Consider the following 20459-nt stretch of genomic DNA (forward strand, 5'->3'; position numbering starts at 1 on the left):
CGTTCTCCAGGCAGCCACGTTTCTACTGCCACTCTATGAGAACAAGGGTTTGTCTTATAACCGTATTGTTAAATTGTTTTAGAGACCATAATAAGCTTTTAATTTGGCAATTAGGCCGAGAGGGTTCTTCGTCAGGTACTGTGAACTGAAGAAAATATCCCCTTTGACCGAACCATACTTCTTGTTGTAGTTCAGCTGATCGATGATCTCCTGTGAAGTCTGCCAGCCAATTTCCGGCGTACCTAACTTATAAGGAGAGTGACCGATATACAATTTTACATTTGTGTTAGCCACTTCATTCGCCCACCAGTCCACGACTTTGTCGTAACGGGCTACGTTCAGTGTCATACTCCAATACACCTGCGGAGCGACATAGTCGATCCACTCCTGGTTAATCCATGTCCGCACATCTGCATTCATGCTGTCATAGGCGGTTACTCCTGCTTTGGTATCAGAGCCTGTCAGATCAACGGATTTGTTACGCCATACACCAAATGGACTAATTCCATATTCAACGTTAGCTTTCACGCTGTGTATACTCTGTCCGAGCTGCTTAACGAACTGATTGATATTGTCCCGACGCCATTCAGCACGGTCTTTGGTATTCAATGTGTTATAGGTTTTGAAGGCTGCATCATCATTAAAAGTCACATTGGACGGATAGAAATAATCATCCAGATGTACGCCATCAATATCATACTGATTGACCACTTCCATGATCGTATCGATAATATGCTGTCTGGCTTCCGGGATACCCGGGTTAATGTACAATTTGCCGGATGCATTCACAATCCAGTCGGGATGAAGCTTCGAGATGTGGTTTGCAGCCAAGTTTGATGTACTCGCTGAGTTCGTTGCTCTAAACGGATTAAACCAAGCGTGGAACTCCAGACCTCGTTTGTGTGCTTCCTCAACCATAAACGCGAGGGGATCATAACCTGGATCTTTACCTTGTGTTCCTGTCAATACGCTGTTCCAAGGTACCAGACCTGAAGGATAGATGGCATCCCCGTTGGCTCTCACTTGAACGAATACGGCATTAATGCCCATACCTTGCAACGTATCGAGCTGTTTCGTGTACTCCTGCTTTTGCTTCTCCACATTTCCCTTCGCTCCGGATGAAGGCCAGTCTCCATTCACAGTGGAGATCCATGCTCCCCGCATCTCTTCAGAAGCTGGTACAGTGCCCGTACCTCCAGGCTCCGCTGGGGTTGCCGGGGTTGGTTCAGGAGTTGGGACTGATTCGTCTCCTGTGTACAGATCAATGGTCTGGGCAGACTGATTCCAGTTCACTCGAATGCCCAGGTTCTCACTGACGAATCGAATGGGTACCATGACCCGACCCTGTTTCAATTCGACCGATGCATCCAGACCAACTACTGCGTTATCCACCGTCGCCTGCTGGCGTCCGCTCGTCATAGAGATGACCGAATCGGATTTCTTAATGGTCACGGTACGAGTAGCTTGAGACCATAAAACAGACGCACCCAGTCCTTCGCTAATAACACGCAGAGGCACCATCGTTACATTTACTTTGGGCAAGATGTAGGGTGATACATCCGATTCCAAACGGTTGCCGTCTAGAAAAATAGCGATTTCCTTCTGCCCGGCCGCTTGTGCCGTCATACCTGCTGTCTGTAATCCAAGTACAAAAATGAGCAGCAGCATCAATCCTTTACGAACGTTCATTAGTGCAGTCCTCCAAAATCATTATAAATTTGCGGTAAATTCTACTAGTTTAATAGACGCTCCTACCGTTCGTTTAGTTGCGAAAATCACCAAATTTTGGTGTGATTGCACACAAAAAAATGCTTCCTGCCATTGAAACGGCAAGAAGCATCCTTTGATCACGGGATACGATTCATTGTATACCACCATGTGTATTCCACTGCAAAAAACTTAAGACTCCGTATTACTCATGACGTCCTGAAGGTTTTTGAGGTCACGCAACCGGCTCTCATCCTGACGGAAGTATTCAACCAAGGACTCGATGCATGTAATGGAGTCCCAGCTCAGATGATGTTCAATGCCTTCAACATCATTGTAGATATTTTGTTCCTGAACACCAATCGTTGTCAAAAATTGTTCAAGCAGATGATGGCGCTCCATCAAACGTTTGCCCATCTTTTTACCTTTTGGCGTAAGCACCAGTCCGCGGTACTTTTCATAGATCAGGTACTCGTCTTTGTCCAGCTTTTGGATCATCTTCGTCACCGATGAAGGATGTACTTCCAGTCCTTCAGCTATATCAGACACACGAGCATAGCCCTTTTCATCAATTAATTTGTATATACGCTCCAAATAATCTTCCATACTGGGCGTTGGCATCTGCTTCCCTCTTTTCTCTCTGACCGGCCCCTATTCGTGCCTGGTCCCTATCTTATAATGATACATGTTATCAATACGCATTGGCAAGTCCTGCACAGTTCAGAGCGCGCTGTTACACAAGTAATTGGCAGGCGTGACTTCTCCCCATACGAGGCAAACTAAACAAAGTTCCGCATCGAAAGGAGTGATTTCGTGAGTACAAGTGTAGCCTCACCGCCAGTTCGTAAAGCAAAAGGCACTAAACCCTTTATTCCCGATTTGGTGTATTTTGAACCCGGTGCGTTGGAATATGATAAAGGCAAACGGATTATGGAATGGGTCACATCCAAAAACATCCCTTATCAAATGACCACATCCCATAACCGTATCACAAACTTGCCGGGTGAAACCGAACAAGAAAAATATCGGATGGCAAAGCGTACTCTTGTCGTTGGTGTGCGCAAAACACTTAAGTTCGACCAGTCGAAACCTTCAGCGGAATATGCCATTCCCATTTCTACAGGCTGTATGGGGCACTGCCATTATTGTTATCTTCAAACTACTCTTGGTGCAAAACCTTATGTCCGTGTCTATGTCAATACCGAGGAGATCATTCAGGCTGCAAAAGGATACATCGAAGAACGGGCGCCTGAAATCACACGATTTGAAGCTGCCTGTACATCCGATCCCGTAGGACTGGAGCATATCACGGAGAATTTAAGTGACTTGATCCGTTTTATGGCTGAAGAAGAATATGGGCGCTTGCGCTTCGTAACCAAATATCATCACGTTGATCCGTTGCTGAACCTTAAACATAACGGCCACACCCGTATCCGGTTTAGTGTCAATTCGGATTATGTCATCAAAAACTTTGAACCGGCTACCTCCAGATTTGAGGAACGCATTGAAGCTGCTGGCAAAATTGCACACGCCGGTTATCCCCTGGGATTCATTATCGCTCCGATTATGTGGTATGAAGGCTGGGAAGAAGGATACTCGGATCTGTTGCAAAAGCTGGCAGATACGCTCCCAGAGGAAGCAACTAGGGATCTTACCTTTGAGATGATCCAGCACCGTTTTACCAAAACGGCCAAAGCAACCATTGAGAAACGTTATCCCAAAACCAAGCTGGAGATGGATATCGAGAAACGCAAGATGAAATGGGGCCGTTGGGGTCAGTACAAGTATGTTTATAAGGATGACCAGCAAGATGCGCTGCGGGAGTTCATTACGGAACGGATCTTTGAACATTTTCCACTAGCCAATATTGATTACTTCACCTAAACGAAAAACAGGACTGCTTATAATGATATGCTAGTATATGCATTTCTAACAAACGATTAAAAAGCAGGTTACATGACCCAGAATGTCTCTGGTAACATGTAGCCTGCTATGCCATACATAATAATACTTGAATTCAGTTCATCCGATTAAATAATCATCCAGTCTGGTGTAATTTGCTGCAACCAGATGGTAATCTTCGTCATCTGATCTGTGAAAAGCAATACCCCAAGGAACAACATTAATGCTCCTCCGACTTTCATCATGACATTGGAATACCGTAAGATCCAGCGTGTCGAACCGATGAAAAACGCCAAAATGAAAAACGGGATTGCAAACCCTGCCGTATAACCTGTAATCAGCGCCAACCAGGTCGTGGGCTCACTTGCAGCCATAGCAATGATTGCTGTTAGAATAGGGCCAATACACGGCGACCAACCTGCTGAGAAACCGATGCCAAATATAAAAGAGCCCAGATAGCCTGCTGGTTTCCATTTCATATCCAGCTTGCGTTCCTTCATCAGAAACTGCGGCTTGAACACACCAAGCAAAAACAACCCCATGAGCATAATCAGAATCGCAGACAATTGACGAATCAATTCACGGTTATCATTGAAAAATTGGCCAAACAGTCCAGCACCAAGGCCAAGCGAATAAAATACTGCCGAGAAGCCTAAAATAAACGCCAGCGTATGCGTCATGGTCTTAAAGCGGACTTCACGCTGATTGCGGTCATCCTTCAATTGCTGCACCGTCATACCTGTAATGTAGGAGAGGTATGATGGATACAGCGGAAGACAACATGGTGATATAAATGAGACCAAACCTGCTACAAAAGCCATCCATACATTAACATCAGGCATGAAGCGGATGTCTCCCTTCCCCGGGCTCACGTGCTTGCTCGTTCAGTCGTCAGGCTCGGAACCCTTTTTTTCCAATCATCGTCAGAATCAGCATCATGATCAGCAATAATACAATCGTTGCTCCAGGTGCGAGGTTCCAGATACCTGCTACAACCAGTCCAAGGACTACGGCAATTTCGCCGATAACCACGGACAAAATAATGGCGGATTTGAAACTTCGAGCCATCAACAGGCTGACCGCTACCGGAATGGTCAATAGCGCTGACACCAGAAGCGCACCGACAATCTTGATCGCCGTGCTTATGACAAGTGCTGTCATCACCGTGATTAACATGTTCAGAATTCTCACAGGCAACCCTGTAACCGCTGCCGCATCTTCCTCAAAGCTGAGCAGGAAAAATTCCTTATGTAACAATGCCACTACAATCACCACGATCAGCGTAACCACACCTACAAGCTTCAGATCCGTAGCGTCTAATGTATATATACTGCCGAATAAATAACTCATGACATCTGCATTATATCCTTTGCCCAGCGTAAAGAACAAGGAAGCAAGAGCCACGCCACCGGACATGATAATGGCAATCGATAATTCGGCGTAACTCTTGTACGCTTTGCGCAATTTCTCTATCGCAAATGAAGCAAGCACGGCAAATATCAAGCCCACTGCAATGGGATACACTTCAATCAGGAATCCAAGTGCAACACCGGCAATGGTCACATGAGACAAGGTGTCTCCGATCATGGATAACCGCCGCAAGACCAGGAACAGTCCGATTAACGGAGCGGTAATGCCAATTAACAACCCACCCGCCAGGGCACGCTGAAAAAAATCACTCATTAATATTTCCAAAACAAACACGACTCCTTCGGCCTTACTCTAATCTAATGGGCCATAAATACGGCTAGCGTACCTGTGCAGTGGTATGTTGCAGATTGGTCTCAGCACAATCCTGTACCTCATGCGAATGACGGACATGGAAGTTAATTTTGCCATTCGTTACTGCAGCTTCAGAACCCAGATAACTCTCCATTCGATCCATATCATGAGACACCATCAGAAAAGTCATGCGGTGATGTTCATGCATATGGGTAATCAGTTCAAAGAAACTGGCCTGTGATTCAGCATCAATACCTACAGTAGGTTCATCCAGAATCAATAGATCCGGGTGATTGATAAGCGCTCGTGCCAAAAATACACGCTGCTGCTGCCCGCCGGACAATTGACCAATACGTTTGTTCGCCAGATCCTCGATCCGCATGACCTGCATCGCATCCGTGCACTGTTGCTGACATTTGCGAGACATACGACGGAACATGTTTTTGTTATTATACAAGCCTGACATGACCACTTCACGAACGGTCGCAGGGAACAACGGGTTAAATGCATTCTTTTGCGGTACATACCCGATTCGGTCCCAGTCCTTGAACCTGCGGATCGACTCTCCGAATAGTTTGATATCTCCCTGCGCAGGAGGAAGAAGTCCTACCAGCATGCGCAGCAATGTCGTTTTACCCGCCCCATTGGAACCGATAATCCCGACAAAGTCCCGTTCCTGGGCCATAAAATCGAGATTCTCAATCACTCGCTGGTCCCCGTAGGAAAATGATAGTTTCTCGATCTCTATAATTGGATCATGACATAGTGGCATGATTTGCTGCATGGCAAAGCCGCCCTTCATTATATATAAGAATCCCATAGCGTTCTAAGAGCCTTCACCGCGAACGGTAAAGACTCTTCGATCTGAATCCTTCATTCTATCTTATTTTAATGCGATCAGCAGATTTTGCAAATTTTTCTCCATGAGGGTGAAATAATCATCCCCGTTTGTTGCCTGCTCCTTGGTCAATCCCTCAACCGGATTAAGGACCATGGTCTCCACTCCTGCTTCACTTGCCAGTGTTTTCGCCAATTTGTCAGATACCAGCTCTTCGAAGAAAATATATTTGATACCTTCATCTTTAACCAATTGCGCAAGCTTCACAATATCCTGTCCTGTCGGTTCAGCATCCGGGGAAAGTCCCATAATGGCATGCTGGGTTAATCCATAATCACGTGCAAGGTAGCCAAACGCTTGGTGCGAGACTACAATTTCGTTGTTCGGTACGGTAGCCAACTCATCTGTGAAACGCTGATCCAGTGTCTCAAGCTTCGTACGAAGCGCTTCATAACGTTGTTCGTAACCTGCTTTGTGATCAGGATCTGCCTCGACCAGACTATTTTTGATGTTTTCAGCCATGATCATGGCTGATTTCGGACTAACCCACGTATGTGGATCAATATGATGATCAGCGACATCTTCACTGGTAGCCTCATCTGTATGTTCATCTGCATGCTCGTCTTCGTGCTCTTCGCCGTGACCGTGCCCATCATCACCCTCAGCGGTTAACAGCTTAACCCCTTCGCTGACGGCAACAGACTTCACCTGAGTATCACTATTCAGCGACTTCAGGAAATTTGGCACCCATCCTTCCAGTCCAGCTCCATTATAGAAAAACAGCTGTGCCTTGGACGTATTAACAATATCCTGACTCTTCGGAGTCCAGTCATGCGGCTCTACTCCCGTTGGCAGCAGGTTAATGACATTGGCATCCTCACCACCGATGGCAGTCGTAAAAGCATATACAGGATAAAATGTCGTCACAACGTTTACCTTGCCTTCCACAATCTTCGCACTATTGGAACTATCCTGCCCACACGCTGACAATACCAGCAAAGTGAGAATAAGCAAACCCGTCCACATTAACTTCATGTTGCCTCTTTTGCTCGTCTTCCCTGTCCGGTTATCCTGAACTTGATGTTGATCTTTATAAAATGTCATTATGATTCACTCCGCATCTCTTAATCGTAAACATTACTGAAAGAATTATAGGTAACCTGAACCTACTTGTCAAGCTATCCCGTCCTATCATTCTTTCCTGAAGTACGGAGTTCATAACAGTATATGCTTGTTCTCTTCCCTTAAGATGCGATTTATATCAACAAAAAAAGGGGCCCGAATTACATCGGGCCACCTTGTGTCATTTTTATGACAGAATTTGAATAAATTTCATAACTCAATTCTTATTTCACTTGTGCGCCATTAGGCATGTTGTCTGGTACTGTAGCAAGTGTAAGCTGGTCGCCATGCGATGCTGCAAGGATCATACCCTGGGACAGTTCACCACGAAGTTTCACGGGTTTGAGGTTCGTCACACAGATGACTTTGCGTCCAACCATCTCTTCTGGCGAATAGAACTTCGCAATTCCCGATACGACCTGACGCTGCTCATAACCCAGATCTAGCTGCAATTTCAGCAACTTATCCGCTTTTTTGACCGGTTCGCAGGCAATGACTTGCGCGACACGCAGTTCAACTTTGGCAAAATCGTCAATCCCGATCTCTTCCGTACCTTCAGGGGCTGTTACCGGTTCAACAGATGCTGAAGTTCCAGCATCTGCTTGACTTGCTTCAGGCTGTGCCGCTTTTTGGCCACCAGTCATTGCTTCAGAGATATAAGCAATTTCCTGTTCGGAATCCAGACGCGGGAAGATTGGATCACCTTTTTGCAATGCGTTTCCAGTTGGAACCAGACCCCATTGCTTGGCTGTGTCCCAAGCCGTAAGTTCACCTTCCTGAATGCCGAGCTGTGCCCAGATTTTATGAGGAGCACGTGTCAGGAACGGTTGCAACAGAATGGAAGCAATTCTCAAGCTCTCGATCAGGTGAGCCATAACGGATGCCAATTCATTGCGTTTCGCTTCATCACGAGCCAGCGCCCATGGCTGCGTCTCATCAATATATTTGTTGGTGCGGCTGACAAACTGGCTGATCGCTGTCAGTGCTACGGAAAACTGCAGGTTTTCCATGGCCTGTTCCACTTTTTCCACTGTAGCATGACCTGCTTCTTCCAGCGAAGCATCAAATTCCGTTACATTCGATGCAAACGCAGGGGCTTTGCCTTCAAAATATTTGTCTACCATCGCAACGGTACGGTTCAAAAGGTTACCCAGATCGTTCGCGAGGTCGGAGTTAACACGCTCTACGAAGCTCTCCGGTGTAAACGTACCATCGGAACCAAACGGTACTTCACGCAACAGGTAATAACGCAGTGCATCGAGACCGTAACGGTCAATCAGAGTCACTGGATCAACGACATTACCTTTTGATTTGGACATTTTGCCATCCTTCATCAACAACCAGCCGTGCGCAAACACTTTCTTCGGCAAAGGCAAGTCCAGCGCCATCAACATAATTGGCCAGTAGATCGTATGGAAACGAACAATTTCTTTCCCTACCAGATGAACATCTGCAGGCCAGAACTTGTTATACAGGGATGTATCGGATGAACCGTAGCCCAGTGCTGTAATATAGTTGGACAACGCATCAATCCACACGTAGACCACGTGTTTTGGATCGCCTTTAACTTTGACGCCCCATTCAAATGTAGTCCGCGATACGGCCAAATCTTCAAGACCTGGCTTGATGAAGTTGTTGATCATCTCGTTCTTACGGGATTCCGGCTGAATAAAGCCCGGGTTCTCTTCATAATATTTCAACAAACGATCTGCATATTTGCTCATACGGAAGAAGTAGGATTCTTCTTTGACCAATTCAACCGGGTGTCCGCTATCCGGGCTCTTGGCCGAGATAATCTCACCCTTCTCATTTTTCTCTACATCCACCAGTTGAGTCTCCGTGTAATACGTCTCATCCGGAATACTGTACCAGCCTTCGTACTCACCTTTGTAGATATCTCCCTGTTTCAGCAAACGGTCAAAGATATCCTGAACGACGGTTTTGTGACGCTCTTCGGTTGTACGAATAAAGTCGTCATTGGAAATGTCCAACTTGTTCCACAGTTCCTTGATCCCCACAACGATATCGTCGATAAAAGCTTGCGGTGTCTGCCCTTTCTCTTGTGCCTTGCGCTCAATCTTCTGGCCATGTTCATCGGTTCCTGTCAGATAGTGAGCATCATACCCGCGTAGACGCTTGTAACGAACCATCGCATCTCCCGCCACTGTTGTATACGCATGCCCAATATGCAATTTGTCACTCGGATAATAAATCGGGGTTGTCAGATAAAATGTTTTTTGGTCAGCCATGAATGACTTCTCCTCCTTCTAATGTTCCTGCTTCATGTGATCCCTTCGTCCAAAACAACTAAAAAAGAACACAAAAAACTCCCGCCCCTATGGGACGAGAGTTGCTCTCACGTGTTACCACCCAAATTCCCCATGTTTTTCACAAAACACAGGCTCTGTCGGTCCTTCGACCGCCCATTAACGCTGGATCACGCCTCAGCCTTACGACAGCAGCTCTGAAATCACTGTCTGCACGCTCGAAAGAGGTTCCTCCGGGACCATATTCCATCCTCCTCCCAGACCGGTTCTCAGCTCATCCGGCTCTCTGCACTGGGGGTGTGTCTGTACTTATCCCTTCACTGGAAATCATATAGGAAAAATATACTGAAATGCGGACCCCTTTGTCAAGTGGACAGCATACTCAAGTTCAATCCTGGCCTGCTTCCATGCCACCCGAATACTTCAAGTTACATCGTTACTCTGATACCATCATGGATTTCTCCGCCTTTGGTGGCACCAGATCTACACCGCCTGGATGAAACGGGTGACATTTGGCAATACGTTTCGCTGTTAACAACGAACCTTTGAGCGCACCGTGCACTTCAATCGCCTCCATGGCGTAAGCCGAACAGCTCGGATAGAACCGACATGTTGGCGGTGTTAATGGAGAGATATAGTTGCGGTACACCCGAATGGGTGCCTGAGCAATTCTGCGCGATAACTTCATGGTCAGTGCTTCCCATGAGCGTGTGTATGTCCCGATGCCGCTTTGGCCGGAGCATGCTCAGCACAGTCCTTGCAATATCCAAATACCTCAAACTTGTGGTCCACAACCTGAAATTGCTCAGGCGCATCCGCAAGCTGCATCGGGCAAAAAATAATAGGATATGTCTTCTGACACTTCAGACAGATCATATGATGGTGATGATGATCTTCACTACAGTGTGCTTTGAATTTAACGCCATCTTCGAAGATGACCTGTTCCAGTACACCCAGTTCCTGCATCACCCGCAAATTACGATATACTGTGTCAAAACTCAGTCCGCTGTAAGTTTTACCCATATATTCATAGACGTCCTTGGGTGTAAGATACCCGGGGGACTCGGCAAATAACCGGGCCAGTGTTTTCCGCTGATCGGTAATGCGAAGCCCCTGTGAGGACATGGTCGAAATAATCTGTTCTGTCGACAGCATGATCTAAAGCACCTCCTGTCATACGAGCATTTTGCATCATTCATAGAGCGACAGTTTATTCAGCAAAAGCGAAAACTTTTGCTTTCTTGTATACCTCTAATAATGCATCAAATTACGATTAGAGTCAACGAAGACACCGGGTTAGGTCATTCCAACATCACATAAAAAGGACTCCATGCACATGCATTGCCATTAGTCCAGCTTGAGCTAATGACATTACATTTTGATGGAGTCCCTTCCTGACGGTTCAGATGATCAATCGTTCGGGCGACTTTTGGGGTGAACGGGTATATATGATATAAGCTTTCACTCCAAACCGTCCGTGCATGTTCATGATATTACTTTTCAGCCGGAAGCGGCGTGAACAGCAGGTTAACAGGCAAGTTACTTCCTGGTGCCGCCGAGAAGAGAATAGTTACACTCTCGCCGTACGAACCTGTGCGATACATTACGCTTTGCTCATTAGGTGCAGTTACAGATTTACCTGTGGAAATCTGAACGACCTGTCCATTCACGAGTGCCACACCTGAATATCTGCCTCCACGAGGGTTGAATGAAATCAACGTGCGCGGAGCAACATTATTCAATGTAATTTTGTACAATACACCGAAGTTACCTGCGTTGGAAGCTTCTGTGAAGGCCATAGGGTCCGTTCCCACGAGGTTTGGATCACTTGCATTGTCTCCAAGTGGAAGACGTGCAGGCTTCGATCCTATTTCCTGATCATACGTAATGATCCGTGTTGCATTCGGGTACGTTCCGCGGTTGTGAACACCATCACGATCCAGAACCGGGAGGCTCGACAACACTTCCATCGGGTCCTTGTTTTCTTCGATCATGATAATGTTGTAATCCAGTTCATAGTCACTGAATACATCCGAATACAAGGAAATGACTTGTCCCTGTTTCATCGGAAGAACGCTCAGATCATTGAGAATCAGCTTGCTTTCTCCTGGCTGGATGTACACTTTCTTTTGTCCGGTACCATTCTGCATGGACTGGAACCAACGGTCAATCGACAGCTTTCCTGCTACCGTTGCAAAAGGAGACGGTCCTGCAAAACCCATGTTTTGCTGGTCAATGGATGCCGTGTATGCATTGTTGTTTGTCGCTACAACATACATTTTCACGTTTTTGCCCGTGTTGTTCACATGGTGAATCATGAAGCGTGTCTGTCCAAAGGAAGATTCCTTGTACACAATGCCTTCTGTATTCACGGTTTCCGGGCTGTTACTGCGGATCAGCAGACTTGGTTCATCATAATACGTGAAAGGAACTTTCTCCAATGCCGGTACTCCACCACCATCAAAAGTGAACTTTTCACCGACTGGTGTGAACAATTGATTGAAGTCAGTCACACTATAAAGTGTTTCTCCCGTAATATTGATCATCTTGGTATAGCTATCGCTAGCACCATGTTTATCGGTAACTGTAATCGTTACGGTCTTCGGTCCTGGAACAAAGAATGCAAGTGCATTGTTATCCCATTCTGTTTTTACAATTGCGTTCTCATCATCTGTACTTTGATCAATATAAGTGATTTTCTCACCCATTTTGTATTCTTCTTTATCTGTCGTAAACATTGCGACAGGTGGCAGATTGGGTCTTTCAACCTTAATCGTAACCGAATACGGATCACTCCATTGACCACTTGAATCCTGGACCGCATAGGTTACTGTGTATACACCTGGTTGGTCGAATGAATCCTGACGGCCTGTCCAACGTTCATCTACAATGCTGAGTCCCTTGGGAGAGCTGGATCTGGTTGTGTAGGTAACCTGGTCTCCGGCAAAAACCTCTTTTTGTACCGTGAAGCTCGCCACCGGTTTGGTACTCAGATTCAATACAACCGTTTTGGCAGTTTGATTTACTTTATACGTAATGTCCAGAGCCTGTGTAATTGAAGTCAACGGCACCATGAACGTATTTTTTTGTTGATAAGCCGCGCCCTTCATCGTTCTGGATACACCATTAACGGTATAGATTGTGCTGTTTGTTTTGAAACGCAGCTCATCTTCACCACTAACAATGATCGTTTCTTTGGTTGTGTTATCATATTTGACATCATAGCCAACCCGATCAACGAGAGCACGGATCGCTACATAGGATACACCATTTTTAACAGCCATTGGCTGTCCAGCAAGATATGTTTTGCCATCTTGCATCATTTTATTACTGTTCATATAAAGAGTGAGGTCTCCACCCCCGCCTCCAGCAACAGATGAACCGCCTGTAGATGGTTGCTCCACTTCTACTGGTGCAGGTGCTGGTGTTTCCTCAGCTGTACCTTCTTCGTCCGTAGGTTCAATTACCGGCTCAACAGGAGTCGCGTCTGTTCCTGTAGGAACATCTGTATCAGGGTTCACTTCTTCAGTTGTTTCATTATTTGATGTTGGCGTGTTTGTTCCGGATTTCACTTCGGATTCCACGATGGTTTGTTCTTTCTTCACAACCTCCACGGATTTAACTTTGGCTGTATTCACTGATGTAGTATCGCTCTGATCTGCTGATTGTGCATTGGCAGGAATCACTGCAAACGCCTGAAACACAGCAAAAGCGGTAAGTATGGACAATTTCTTCTTCAAATTCATTCTTTGTCTTTGGCTCCTTCTGCTCCCATTTTATAAATATCCCCCTCAAAAAGTCATATTATTAGACGCTTGGAACCGGGAAAAGTTGCTAAAAAGTTAAGAGGAGAATTGTAAACTTTTAATAGAAGGAAAATACTATGAAAATAGTTATCTATCCATTATCTTTTTGGCATTCATATCCCAAAATTAACCAATAGAAAATCCCAACAAAAAAATCTCTCCAGGAGATGGTCAATCAGCACCATATCGCAGAGAGATGTAAGGATTGAATAGGCCTAGCGCAAACGGACAGGCAGACTTCCTGTTGGCTGCAGTCCACCGGTTAACACATGGGACAGGGCCCGAACAACTGCAGTTGTATTTTCATACGTACACACATAACTTCCCGGCCTCGAAATCTCCAGCAGATCATATGGATTGCGCAAAGCAATTACAATCAGCGAATGATTCTTACTAAGCTTTTCAACCAAATACTGTTGCCCTTTCGGAAGATGACCTGCCGATGTGTACGTACATACGATAACTTGTTCACTATTCGACACATCCGCCAATATCCGATCTGCTTCATCAAAAGTGGGCTGAGTAGTAATTTTGTGCTCACGAACTCTGCCTCGCAGCTGCGATAACGCCATACCCAGCGATTCTGTATGGGACCATGGTTCATCCACCTCTGTCCGTTGCACAACCTCAGGCCAGATGACATATACGTCCTTCTCTGGGATCAACGGCAGCAGCCCATCATTATGAACGATGGTAATACTGCTTGAAGAAATCTTGAACAACGTCAATTCGTTGGGCTCAGTCGGTTTAGTGGATTCAGTGCAATTAACAGGTTCAACATCGCTTGCTTCGACCGTTTCACTCGCTTTCGGCGAAACAAGATGATCATTCTGCTGCCCACAGCGCTTTCTTTTCCATGTCATAATGCGTTCAACCGCCTGATGAATAACCTCTTCCGAAATGCGCCCCGTTCGAACTGCTTCCACAATGGCTTCCAGCGCAGCAACCTGATCTTGTAAGGTATGACTCACCAGAATCAGATCTGCTCCTGCTTCCACAGCACGAACGGCAGCTTCAGCTACCCCATATGGCTTGGATATCGCATGCATTTCAAGACAGTCTGTAATAATAATGCCTTCAAAACCCATTTCCTCACGTAGCAGACCCGTTAACACCTTATGTGACAATGTTGCCGGAATGGGCTCGGGCTCAATCGAAGGGAACATCACATGAGCTGTCATAATAGCATCAACTCCGGCCTCAATCGCCTTGCGGAACGGTAACAACTCCATCTGTTCCAGCCTGTTTCGATCATGAGGTACCGTAACCATACCAAGATGAGAATCTACGGCGGTATCTCCGTGTCCCGGAAAATGTTTGGCAGTAGCAGCTATGCCCTGTGATTGATATCCGGTGATGGCTGCTACGCCATGAGCGGCCACACTTTCAGCATGTTCACCATACGAACGCACACCGATAACCGGGTTAAGCGGGTTGTTATTCACGTCGACCACTGGCGCAAGGTTCATATCAATACCAATGCTTTTTAGCTCACGACCCAGAATTTGAGCACACTCTAGGGTATATTCCGGATTGCCTGTCGCACCAAGTGCCATATTACCCGGCACTTGGGTCATTCCCTCTTTGTCAATCCGTGCAACCATGCCACCTTCCTGGTCCACCGAAATCATGAGTGGTAGGACCCCCGCTTCAGCAGCCATATCTTGCAGTTCAGCGGACAGCCGTGTCAATTGATCTACACTTTCGACATTGCGCCGGAAATAAATGACACCTCCGACGTGATAGTCACGGATTAAGCGAGTAATCTGTTCATCTGCGTGCTGACTGTGAAATCCACACATCAACAATTGGCCTACCTTTTGCTCCAATGTCAGATCATTCAAGAGTTTCATTTGACCTCTCCTCCCGTTTCCCTTGCCACTACGAACCCAATCTTTTACTCTGCCTGTACTCGGAGGGTTTCATGTGGAAGTGTTTATGAAACACCTTGGAGAAGTAACGGCGCTCCTTGAACCCTGTGGCTTCCCCAATCGCTGTAATGCTCCATTCGGTTGTACTCAACAATAAAGCAGCACTTTCCATCCGTTTCTGCGTCATGTATTCTACAAAAGTAACACCCATTTGAGTTTTAAATAGCTGGCAAAAGTAACCCGGGCTGATTCCGAGCCAATCTGAGACTTCATCTATTCCCAAGTCCTGTTGCAGCCGTGCATCCATATACTCACATGCAGACAGGATCAGTTCCGATACAGAAGGACGTGGCTGCGTTTGTTTGCCCTGACAGGCATGGGTAACAACCTCTGCAAGTTCAAGGAGTTCCCTCATGGATACAGCCCCTTGCAGTGCATTCCAATAATTCACTTCGTGATCTTCAGCGAGGGCCTGTACTTCACGCAGTTCCCGAAGCATGTGTACAAGCATAAACCGAAGATTGGTTTCATCTATCCTGTTGAAGGATTGTCCTGAATTCCCCATTCGCTGTTTAAGCCGATCCAATACATCACGTAACCCCTTCTTGTTCCCTTGCCGAATCCACCGAGTAACAAGCTCCAGATCTTCTCTTGTAATCCATGAGTTAGCCCCTTTGGAGGCCGTATGATCATACGATAATGTGTTTTCGGGACAACTCGCCTTTAACACCCCGTCTTCACTTTCCGAATGGGACATCAGTATTTTTTGACAATGCCGGAATCGCTCCAGAATTTGACTTTCCAAGTTCACGGGCACAGCATCCTGAACAACCCTAACCTTCACATTTGAATCCAGGGATAATAACTCATTTAATTCGAGACACAGTTGATGGGCCAGATCCTCTGAGCGACGTTTCCACTCCCCCGATGCCTCCAGCAGGATGCACCACTCCCCTTTGCGAGTCGAAAGAATCTGACAGTTCCCCCTAATTCTCTCCGCTACTTCCCTAAGTGTGGAACTTACGGTCTCATGCCATCGTTGATGCTGAAGTTCGGACCAGCCGATCGAATGGCGAAAATAACCGACTGCATCCACCAGCAGCAACGTATACGGTGCAGTAGTTGTTATGAATTCAGGAACAGAGGCAGGATAGGCAACCTTCAATGGTGCTTCTCCTCGCAACAGGTCAATCAACTGTTTGTGTCTGATCCAGCTTTCCATCTCTTGGTTGCGATAACGTTGCGATTCGTTTTCCAGACGTCTCTTCTGGATCTGCCCGGCAAGCTCACGCAGTTTATGTTCCAGATTCAAATAATCAATTGGCTTACATATGTATTCATGTACGTTATACTTGATAGCGGTTCGAGCATATTCAAACTGCTGATAACCGGTCAGCAAAATAATCTCACACGTTTCACCCTGCTCTCGCAGTAAACGAATAAGTTCCAATCCATCCATAGACGGCATCCGAATATCACACAAGAGAATGTCTGGATGACTTTCTGTTACTTTCCCCAGCGCTTCTACACCACTTCTCGCTGTACCTGTGATTTCAATCCCCATCTCTTCCCAGGGTAAAATGTAGTTCAGATTCTCCAAAATCGGCAGCTCATCGTCAACCAGCATTGCAGTCAGATTCATCCGGCTTCCTCCTGCTCATATAATGGAATGATACATCGAATAACTGTGCCATACCCCGGTGCTGAACATATAAATATGCCATACCCGGCCCCGTATTGAATACGAATTCGATCTGCCACACTTCGTAATCCCAATCCCCTGCGTTCCGTTATGGACGACAATGATTCCGCCCCTTCCGCGAGCATATCTTCCGGCGGATCTTCTGCCATATACTCAAATCGTGCGAGCATTTCCTGGGGAATACCGATCCCATTATCCTCAACACATAACACCAGATAATCCCGTTCTGCATATGCGCTTATCCGTAGTACACCTGGATAGGTGATCCCCTCAAACCCGTGTTGAATGCTATTTTCCACCAGAGGCTGGAGGGTAAGCTTGAGCAGGATTGAGCTGTATAGATGGGGTGGAATGTCAATCTCATAGGTGAACAAATCACTGAACCTGTACTGTTGAATCTCCAGATAACTTTGCAAATGTCTGATTTCCTCACCCAGCGGAATCTCCTCCTGATCCTGAATGCTGATACGAAGCATATTGCCAAGTCTGGTCACCATCTCGCTTACTTTACGGCCCTCCCCACGCAGCGCTAATCCATTAATGGATTCCAATGTGTTAAACAGAAAATGAGGTTTGATCTGGGCCTGTAATACACGTAGTTCCGCTTGGGCCTTCTGCTCTTGCTCTGCACGAACACGACGGAATAATCCCCCGATCCGATCCAATAGTTCATTGAACCCTTGCGCAAGCAGCTGCATTTCATCGAACCCTTTTCCTTCCACCCTTGCATTAAAATCACCATCATCCACACGACGCATAAACCTTACAAGTACAGCAATGTTCCCCGTAATGCGATTCATGAAAAAAAGATTAAAGATCATTGCTGCGAGCAGACATAACAGAATAATGATGACAGACCAACCGGCAAAGGCATTGGTTTCCGCAGATAAAGCTTCCCATGAAGTCACACTGACGAGGCTCCAGTTATAGTTCTTCAGATGATATTGCGAAAGGATGCTCTCCTTGCCGTCAAAGACCGTTCTGACACTGCTAAAACCGGGACCGTACCTTCCGGATTCAGCACCAAGGTTTTGCATGTTCTCACCGTTGTAAATCCCTGCAGGATCATAAACGATCAGTCCTTCTTCATTAATTAACAGGAATGATGTATCCTGTGCCGAATCGCTGATTTGCAGGTGACGGAAGATCCGGTCGATCTCTCCTTTTTTGATCTGAACAACAAGCACGCCGATATTTTGAAAATAACTGAGTTCTTTGATCAGTCTGATCTGGGTGAAGACAGGCTCTCCCCCGGTTAATTCGGGATATTCCAGAGGTGCGAGCCATTTGGGCACACCATTAAGTTGCTGAATTTCGTTAAATAAGGGATGCACTTTGAATTGCTGAAAAGGAAGGGCTTGAAAATTTTCTTTGGTGAAGATGGAGACAATCTGGTTGTTCTCGGACGAACGCAAATCATATAAAAAGGCATAACTGATGAACGGATAATTATATAGAAGGGAACGGAAATTGCGCTGGCTGGCATTCAGGGATAACTGATTACCGGTCCCCAGATCCTGCTTGGTCGGATCTTTGGCGTTCAACGCCATTTGAAAAACCGAGGTCGCTATCCCATTATCGGTCACATTGTTAATCTGCTGAAATACATTCTCGATATTGTAGCTGATGGCCTGAAGCGCATACTCGGCCTGTTGATTGTATTTTTTCTCAATCGTATGTGATGTGACCAGAAACATGCCAATGCCCAGCGCACACATCGGTACAATAATCAGCAGCAGAAATGCCAAGGCCAGCTTCATTCGCAAGTTCATATCCCGTTCTCCCTATTCACTGGTTCATGGTATTAACCTTTGACACCACCTGCAGTTACTCCTTCTATAATTTTCTCCTGGAGTATAGCGTAGATCACAAGTACAGGTACAACGCTGTATACAATACCTGCCGACATCTGGGCATAGTTCATCTGATATTGATCCCGAAACTGAACCATGCCCACTGGCAGCGTACGCAATTTATCGGTGGATAAGAAATAGTTGGCGAGTAAAAATTCGTTCCAGTTGCCGAGGAAATTAACGATAAAAACGGTAACAATAGCCGGAACGGTAAGAGGTATCACTATTTTAGCAAAGATACCCGGGGCCCTCAAGCCGTCCATGACAGCCGCTTCCTCAATTTCTCCAGGCAGAGAACGCATAAAAGCCGCCAGGATAATAATTGTAAACGGGATCGCATTGGCCACATAGGGCACGATCAATGCCAGATGCGTATCCAATATGCCCATTTTGCGAACAAGCAGATAGATCGGCAGCATAAGTGCATTGTTAGGAATAAGCATACCCGCCAGAATTAAACTGTACAGAAACAGGCTCCATCTCCGGTGTCTCATCCGGGTTACGGCAAAAGCAAACATGGCGCCGAGGGCAATCGTACACGCCGACGATAAAACCGAAATGTACAGGCTGTTCCAGAAATACGTACCAATCTTGGCATTCACCCAAGCCTCTACGTAATTGTTAAACTCCCATGTAGTAGGCAGACCGAATGGATTCAGGGCGATTTCATTGTTATCCTGCTTGAAGGAAGAGAAAATTACAAATAAAAAGGGAAACAAAATCGCGATCAAATACAACATTAACAACACATGAGGTATACTGCTTTTTATGCTTTTTGCCATCAATATTCCACCTTCTCGCCCCGCCTCGCCACCAGCAGTTGATACACCGCAGTGAGCACAAGCGTCAGAGCAAAGATCAGCACTGCAATGGTATTGCCATAACCATATTTGAAGTTGGTAATCGCATATTTGATCATGTATGTTGCCAGAACCTCGGTGGACCCGGCGGGCCCACCTTTGGTCATGACAATCACGATGTCGGCTGCTTTCATGGCACCTGCGATGGACAACATGATCACCACCGAAATGATCGGCCGAATCAGCGGCAACGTAATTCGCATTGCTCGTTGTACCGCCGTTGCCCCATCAATGGCGGCCGCTTCATCCAGATCACGGGGAATCGCCAGTATGGCGGCCAGCACCATGACAATGTAAAATCCCGTCCACTGCCAGGCATTGGTCACCAAAATGGACAACATGGCAAATCGGTTATCTGATAACCAGTAGATTGGATCGATTCCCAGCACATGAAGCATTTTGTTTAATAGTCCGATATTGGGCTCATAGATGAATCCCCATAAGATACCGATAACGGCTGTCGACATAATGGATGGTAAAAAAACAGCTGTTTTATACAGACCTTTTAGCCTTTTCACATTGGCAATCAGAAGTGAAAACAGGACGATCAGGGGTACCTGAATCAGTACCGAAAATCCGATGAAAAAGCCGTTATTCCGTGTGGATATCCAGAACCGTTCATCGGTCAGTGCCTTCACATAGTTGGATAAACCCACAAAACGTGGCTCAGCCGATACCCCATTCCAACTCGTCAGACTGTAATACAGAGAGCTACCGATAGGGTATAGAAAGAACATCACAAACAGAATTAGGGCTGGCATTACAAACAACGTATAGATTAACGGGCTGCGGAGTGAAGTATTCATAGT

At 46.2% G+C, this 20459-nt stretch carries 16 protein-coding genes; 1 reads left to right on the forward strand and 15 read right to left on the reverse strand.

Annotated elements, in window-relative coordinates; translation table 11 throughout:
- Positions 1-78: 78 nt before the first annotated feature.
- Together NST33_RS20555 and mntR are read right to left on the reverse strand one after the other, a co-directional pair.
- A complete protein-coding gene (locus NST33_RS20555) occupies positions 79-1689 on the reverse strand; it encodes a family 10 glycosylhydrolase (RefSeq protein WP_339304870.1) in 1611 nt (536 codons plus the stop codon).
- Positions 1690-1899: 210 nt separating this feature from the next.
- The gene (gene mntR, locus NST33_RS20560) at positions 1900-2328 is read right to left on the reverse strand and encodes a transcriptional regulator MntR (RefSeq protein WP_036614415.1); all 429 of its coding nucleotides are present in this window, start codon (positions 2326-2328) and stop codon (positions 1900-1902) included.
- Between the two features lie 192 nt (positions 2329-2520).
- On the opposite strand from mntR, the gene splB reads away from it, so the two are divergent.
- Complete coding sequence (gene splB, locus NST33_RS20565; protein ID WP_221822155.1) at positions 2521-3591, forward strand: spore photoproduct lyase; 1071 nt, start codon at positions 2521-2523, stop codon at positions 3589-3591.
- A 146-nt stretch (positions 3592-3737) separates the two neighbouring features.
- Here splB and NST33_RS20570 read toward each other — a convergent pair whose 3' ends face one another.
- From NST33_RS20570 to NST33_RS20630, 13 genes are all read right to left on the reverse strand, one after another.
- Positions 3738-4451: a cytochrome c biogenesis protein CcdA gene (locus NST33_RS20570; RefSeq protein WP_036614418.1), complete on the reverse strand. Its 714-nt coding sequence runs from the start codon at positions 4449-4451 to the stop codon at positions 3738-3740.
- Positions 4452-4500: 49 nt separating this feature from the next.
- Positions 4501-5304 (reverse strand): metal ABC transporter permease, encoded by an 804-nt coding sequence (locus NST33_RS20575; protein ID WP_017687569.1) that lies wholly within the window; start codon positions 5302-5304, stop codon positions 4501-4503.
- Between the two features lie 52 nt (positions 5305-5356).
- Entirely contained in the window at positions 5357-6115 is a 759-nt protein-coding gene (locus NST33_RS20580) for a metal ABC transporter ATP-binding protein (protein WP_100527644.1), read from the reverse strand.
- A 99-nt stretch (positions 6116-6214) separates the two neighbouring features.
- The gene (locus NST33_RS20585) at positions 6215-7204 is read right to left on the reverse strand and encodes a zinc ABC transporter substrate-binding protein (protein ID WP_221822235.1); all 990 of its coding nucleotides are present in this window, start codon (positions 7202-7204) and stop codon (positions 6215-6217) included.
- Between the two features lie 311 nt (positions 7205-7515).
- Complete coding sequence (gene metG / locus NST33_RS20590) at positions 7516-9540, reverse strand: methionine--tRNA ligase (RefSeq protein ID WP_221822157.1); 2025 nt, start codon at positions 9538-9540, stop codon at positions 7516-7518.
- Between the two features lie 454 nt (positions 9541-9994).
- A complete protein-coding gene (gene yidD, locus NST33_RS20595) occupies positions 9995-10246 on the reverse strand; it encodes a membrane protein insertion efficiency factor YidD (RefSeq protein WP_017687565.1) in 252 nt (83 codons plus the stop codon).
- A gap of 2 nt (positions 10247-10248) precedes the next feature.
- On the reverse strand, positions 10249-10713 hold the full coding sequence (locus NST33_RS20600; protein WP_017687564.1) for a Fur family transcriptional regulator: 465 nt from the start codon (positions 10711-10713) through the stop codon (positions 10249-10251).
- 338 nt (positions 10714-11051) lie between these two features.
- Positions 11052-13304, reverse strand: coding sequence for a stalk domain-containing protein (locus NST33_RS20605; RefSeq protein ID WP_221822159.1), 2253 nt, complete (start codon positions 13302-13304; stop codon positions 11052-11054).
- 275 nt (positions 13305-13579) lie between these two features.
- A complete protein-coding gene (gene nagZ, locus NST33_RS20610; RefSeq protein WP_221822161.1) occupies positions 13580-15217 on the reverse strand; it encodes a beta-N-acetylhexosaminidase in 1638 nt (545 codons plus the stop codon).
- A 28-nt stretch (positions 15218-15245) separates the two neighbouring features.
- On the reverse strand, positions 15246-16877 hold the full coding sequence (locus NST33_RS20615) for a response regulator (protein ID WP_339304873.1): 1632 nt from the start codon (positions 16875-16877) through the stop codon (positions 15246-15248).
- Positions 16874-18709 carry a sensor histidine kinase gene (locus NST33_RS20620; RefSeq protein ID WP_221822163.1) on the reverse strand — a complete coding sequence of 612 codons (1836 nt, stop codon included), beginning with the start codon at positions 18707-18709 and terminating at the stop codon, positions 16874-16876. Before NST33_RS20620 ends, NST33_RS20615 begins: the two co-directional genes overlap by 4 nt.
- Positions 18710-18741: 32 nt before the next feature.
- The gene (locus NST33_RS20625; RefSeq protein ID WP_221822165.1) at positions 18742-19572 is read right to left on the reverse strand and encodes a carbohydrate ABC transporter permease; all 831 of its coding nucleotides are present in this window, start codon (positions 19570-19572) and stop codon (positions 18742-18744) included.
- Positions 19572-20456 carry a sugar ABC transporter permease gene (locus tag NST33_RS20630; protein WP_036674966.1) on the reverse strand — a complete coding sequence of 295 codons (885 nt, stop codon included), beginning with the start codon at positions 20454-20456 and terminating at the stop codon, positions 19572-19574. Before NST33_RS20630 ends, NST33_RS20625 begins: the two co-directional genes overlap by 1 nt.
- Between the last annotated feature and the right edge of the window lie 3 nt (positions 20457-20459).

Origin of the sequence: Paenibacillus sp. FSL L8-0435, assembly GCF_037965655.1 — a bacterium.
Classification (GTDB): domain Bacteria; phylum Bacillota; class Bacilli; order Paenibacillales; family Paenibacillaceae; genus Paenibacillus.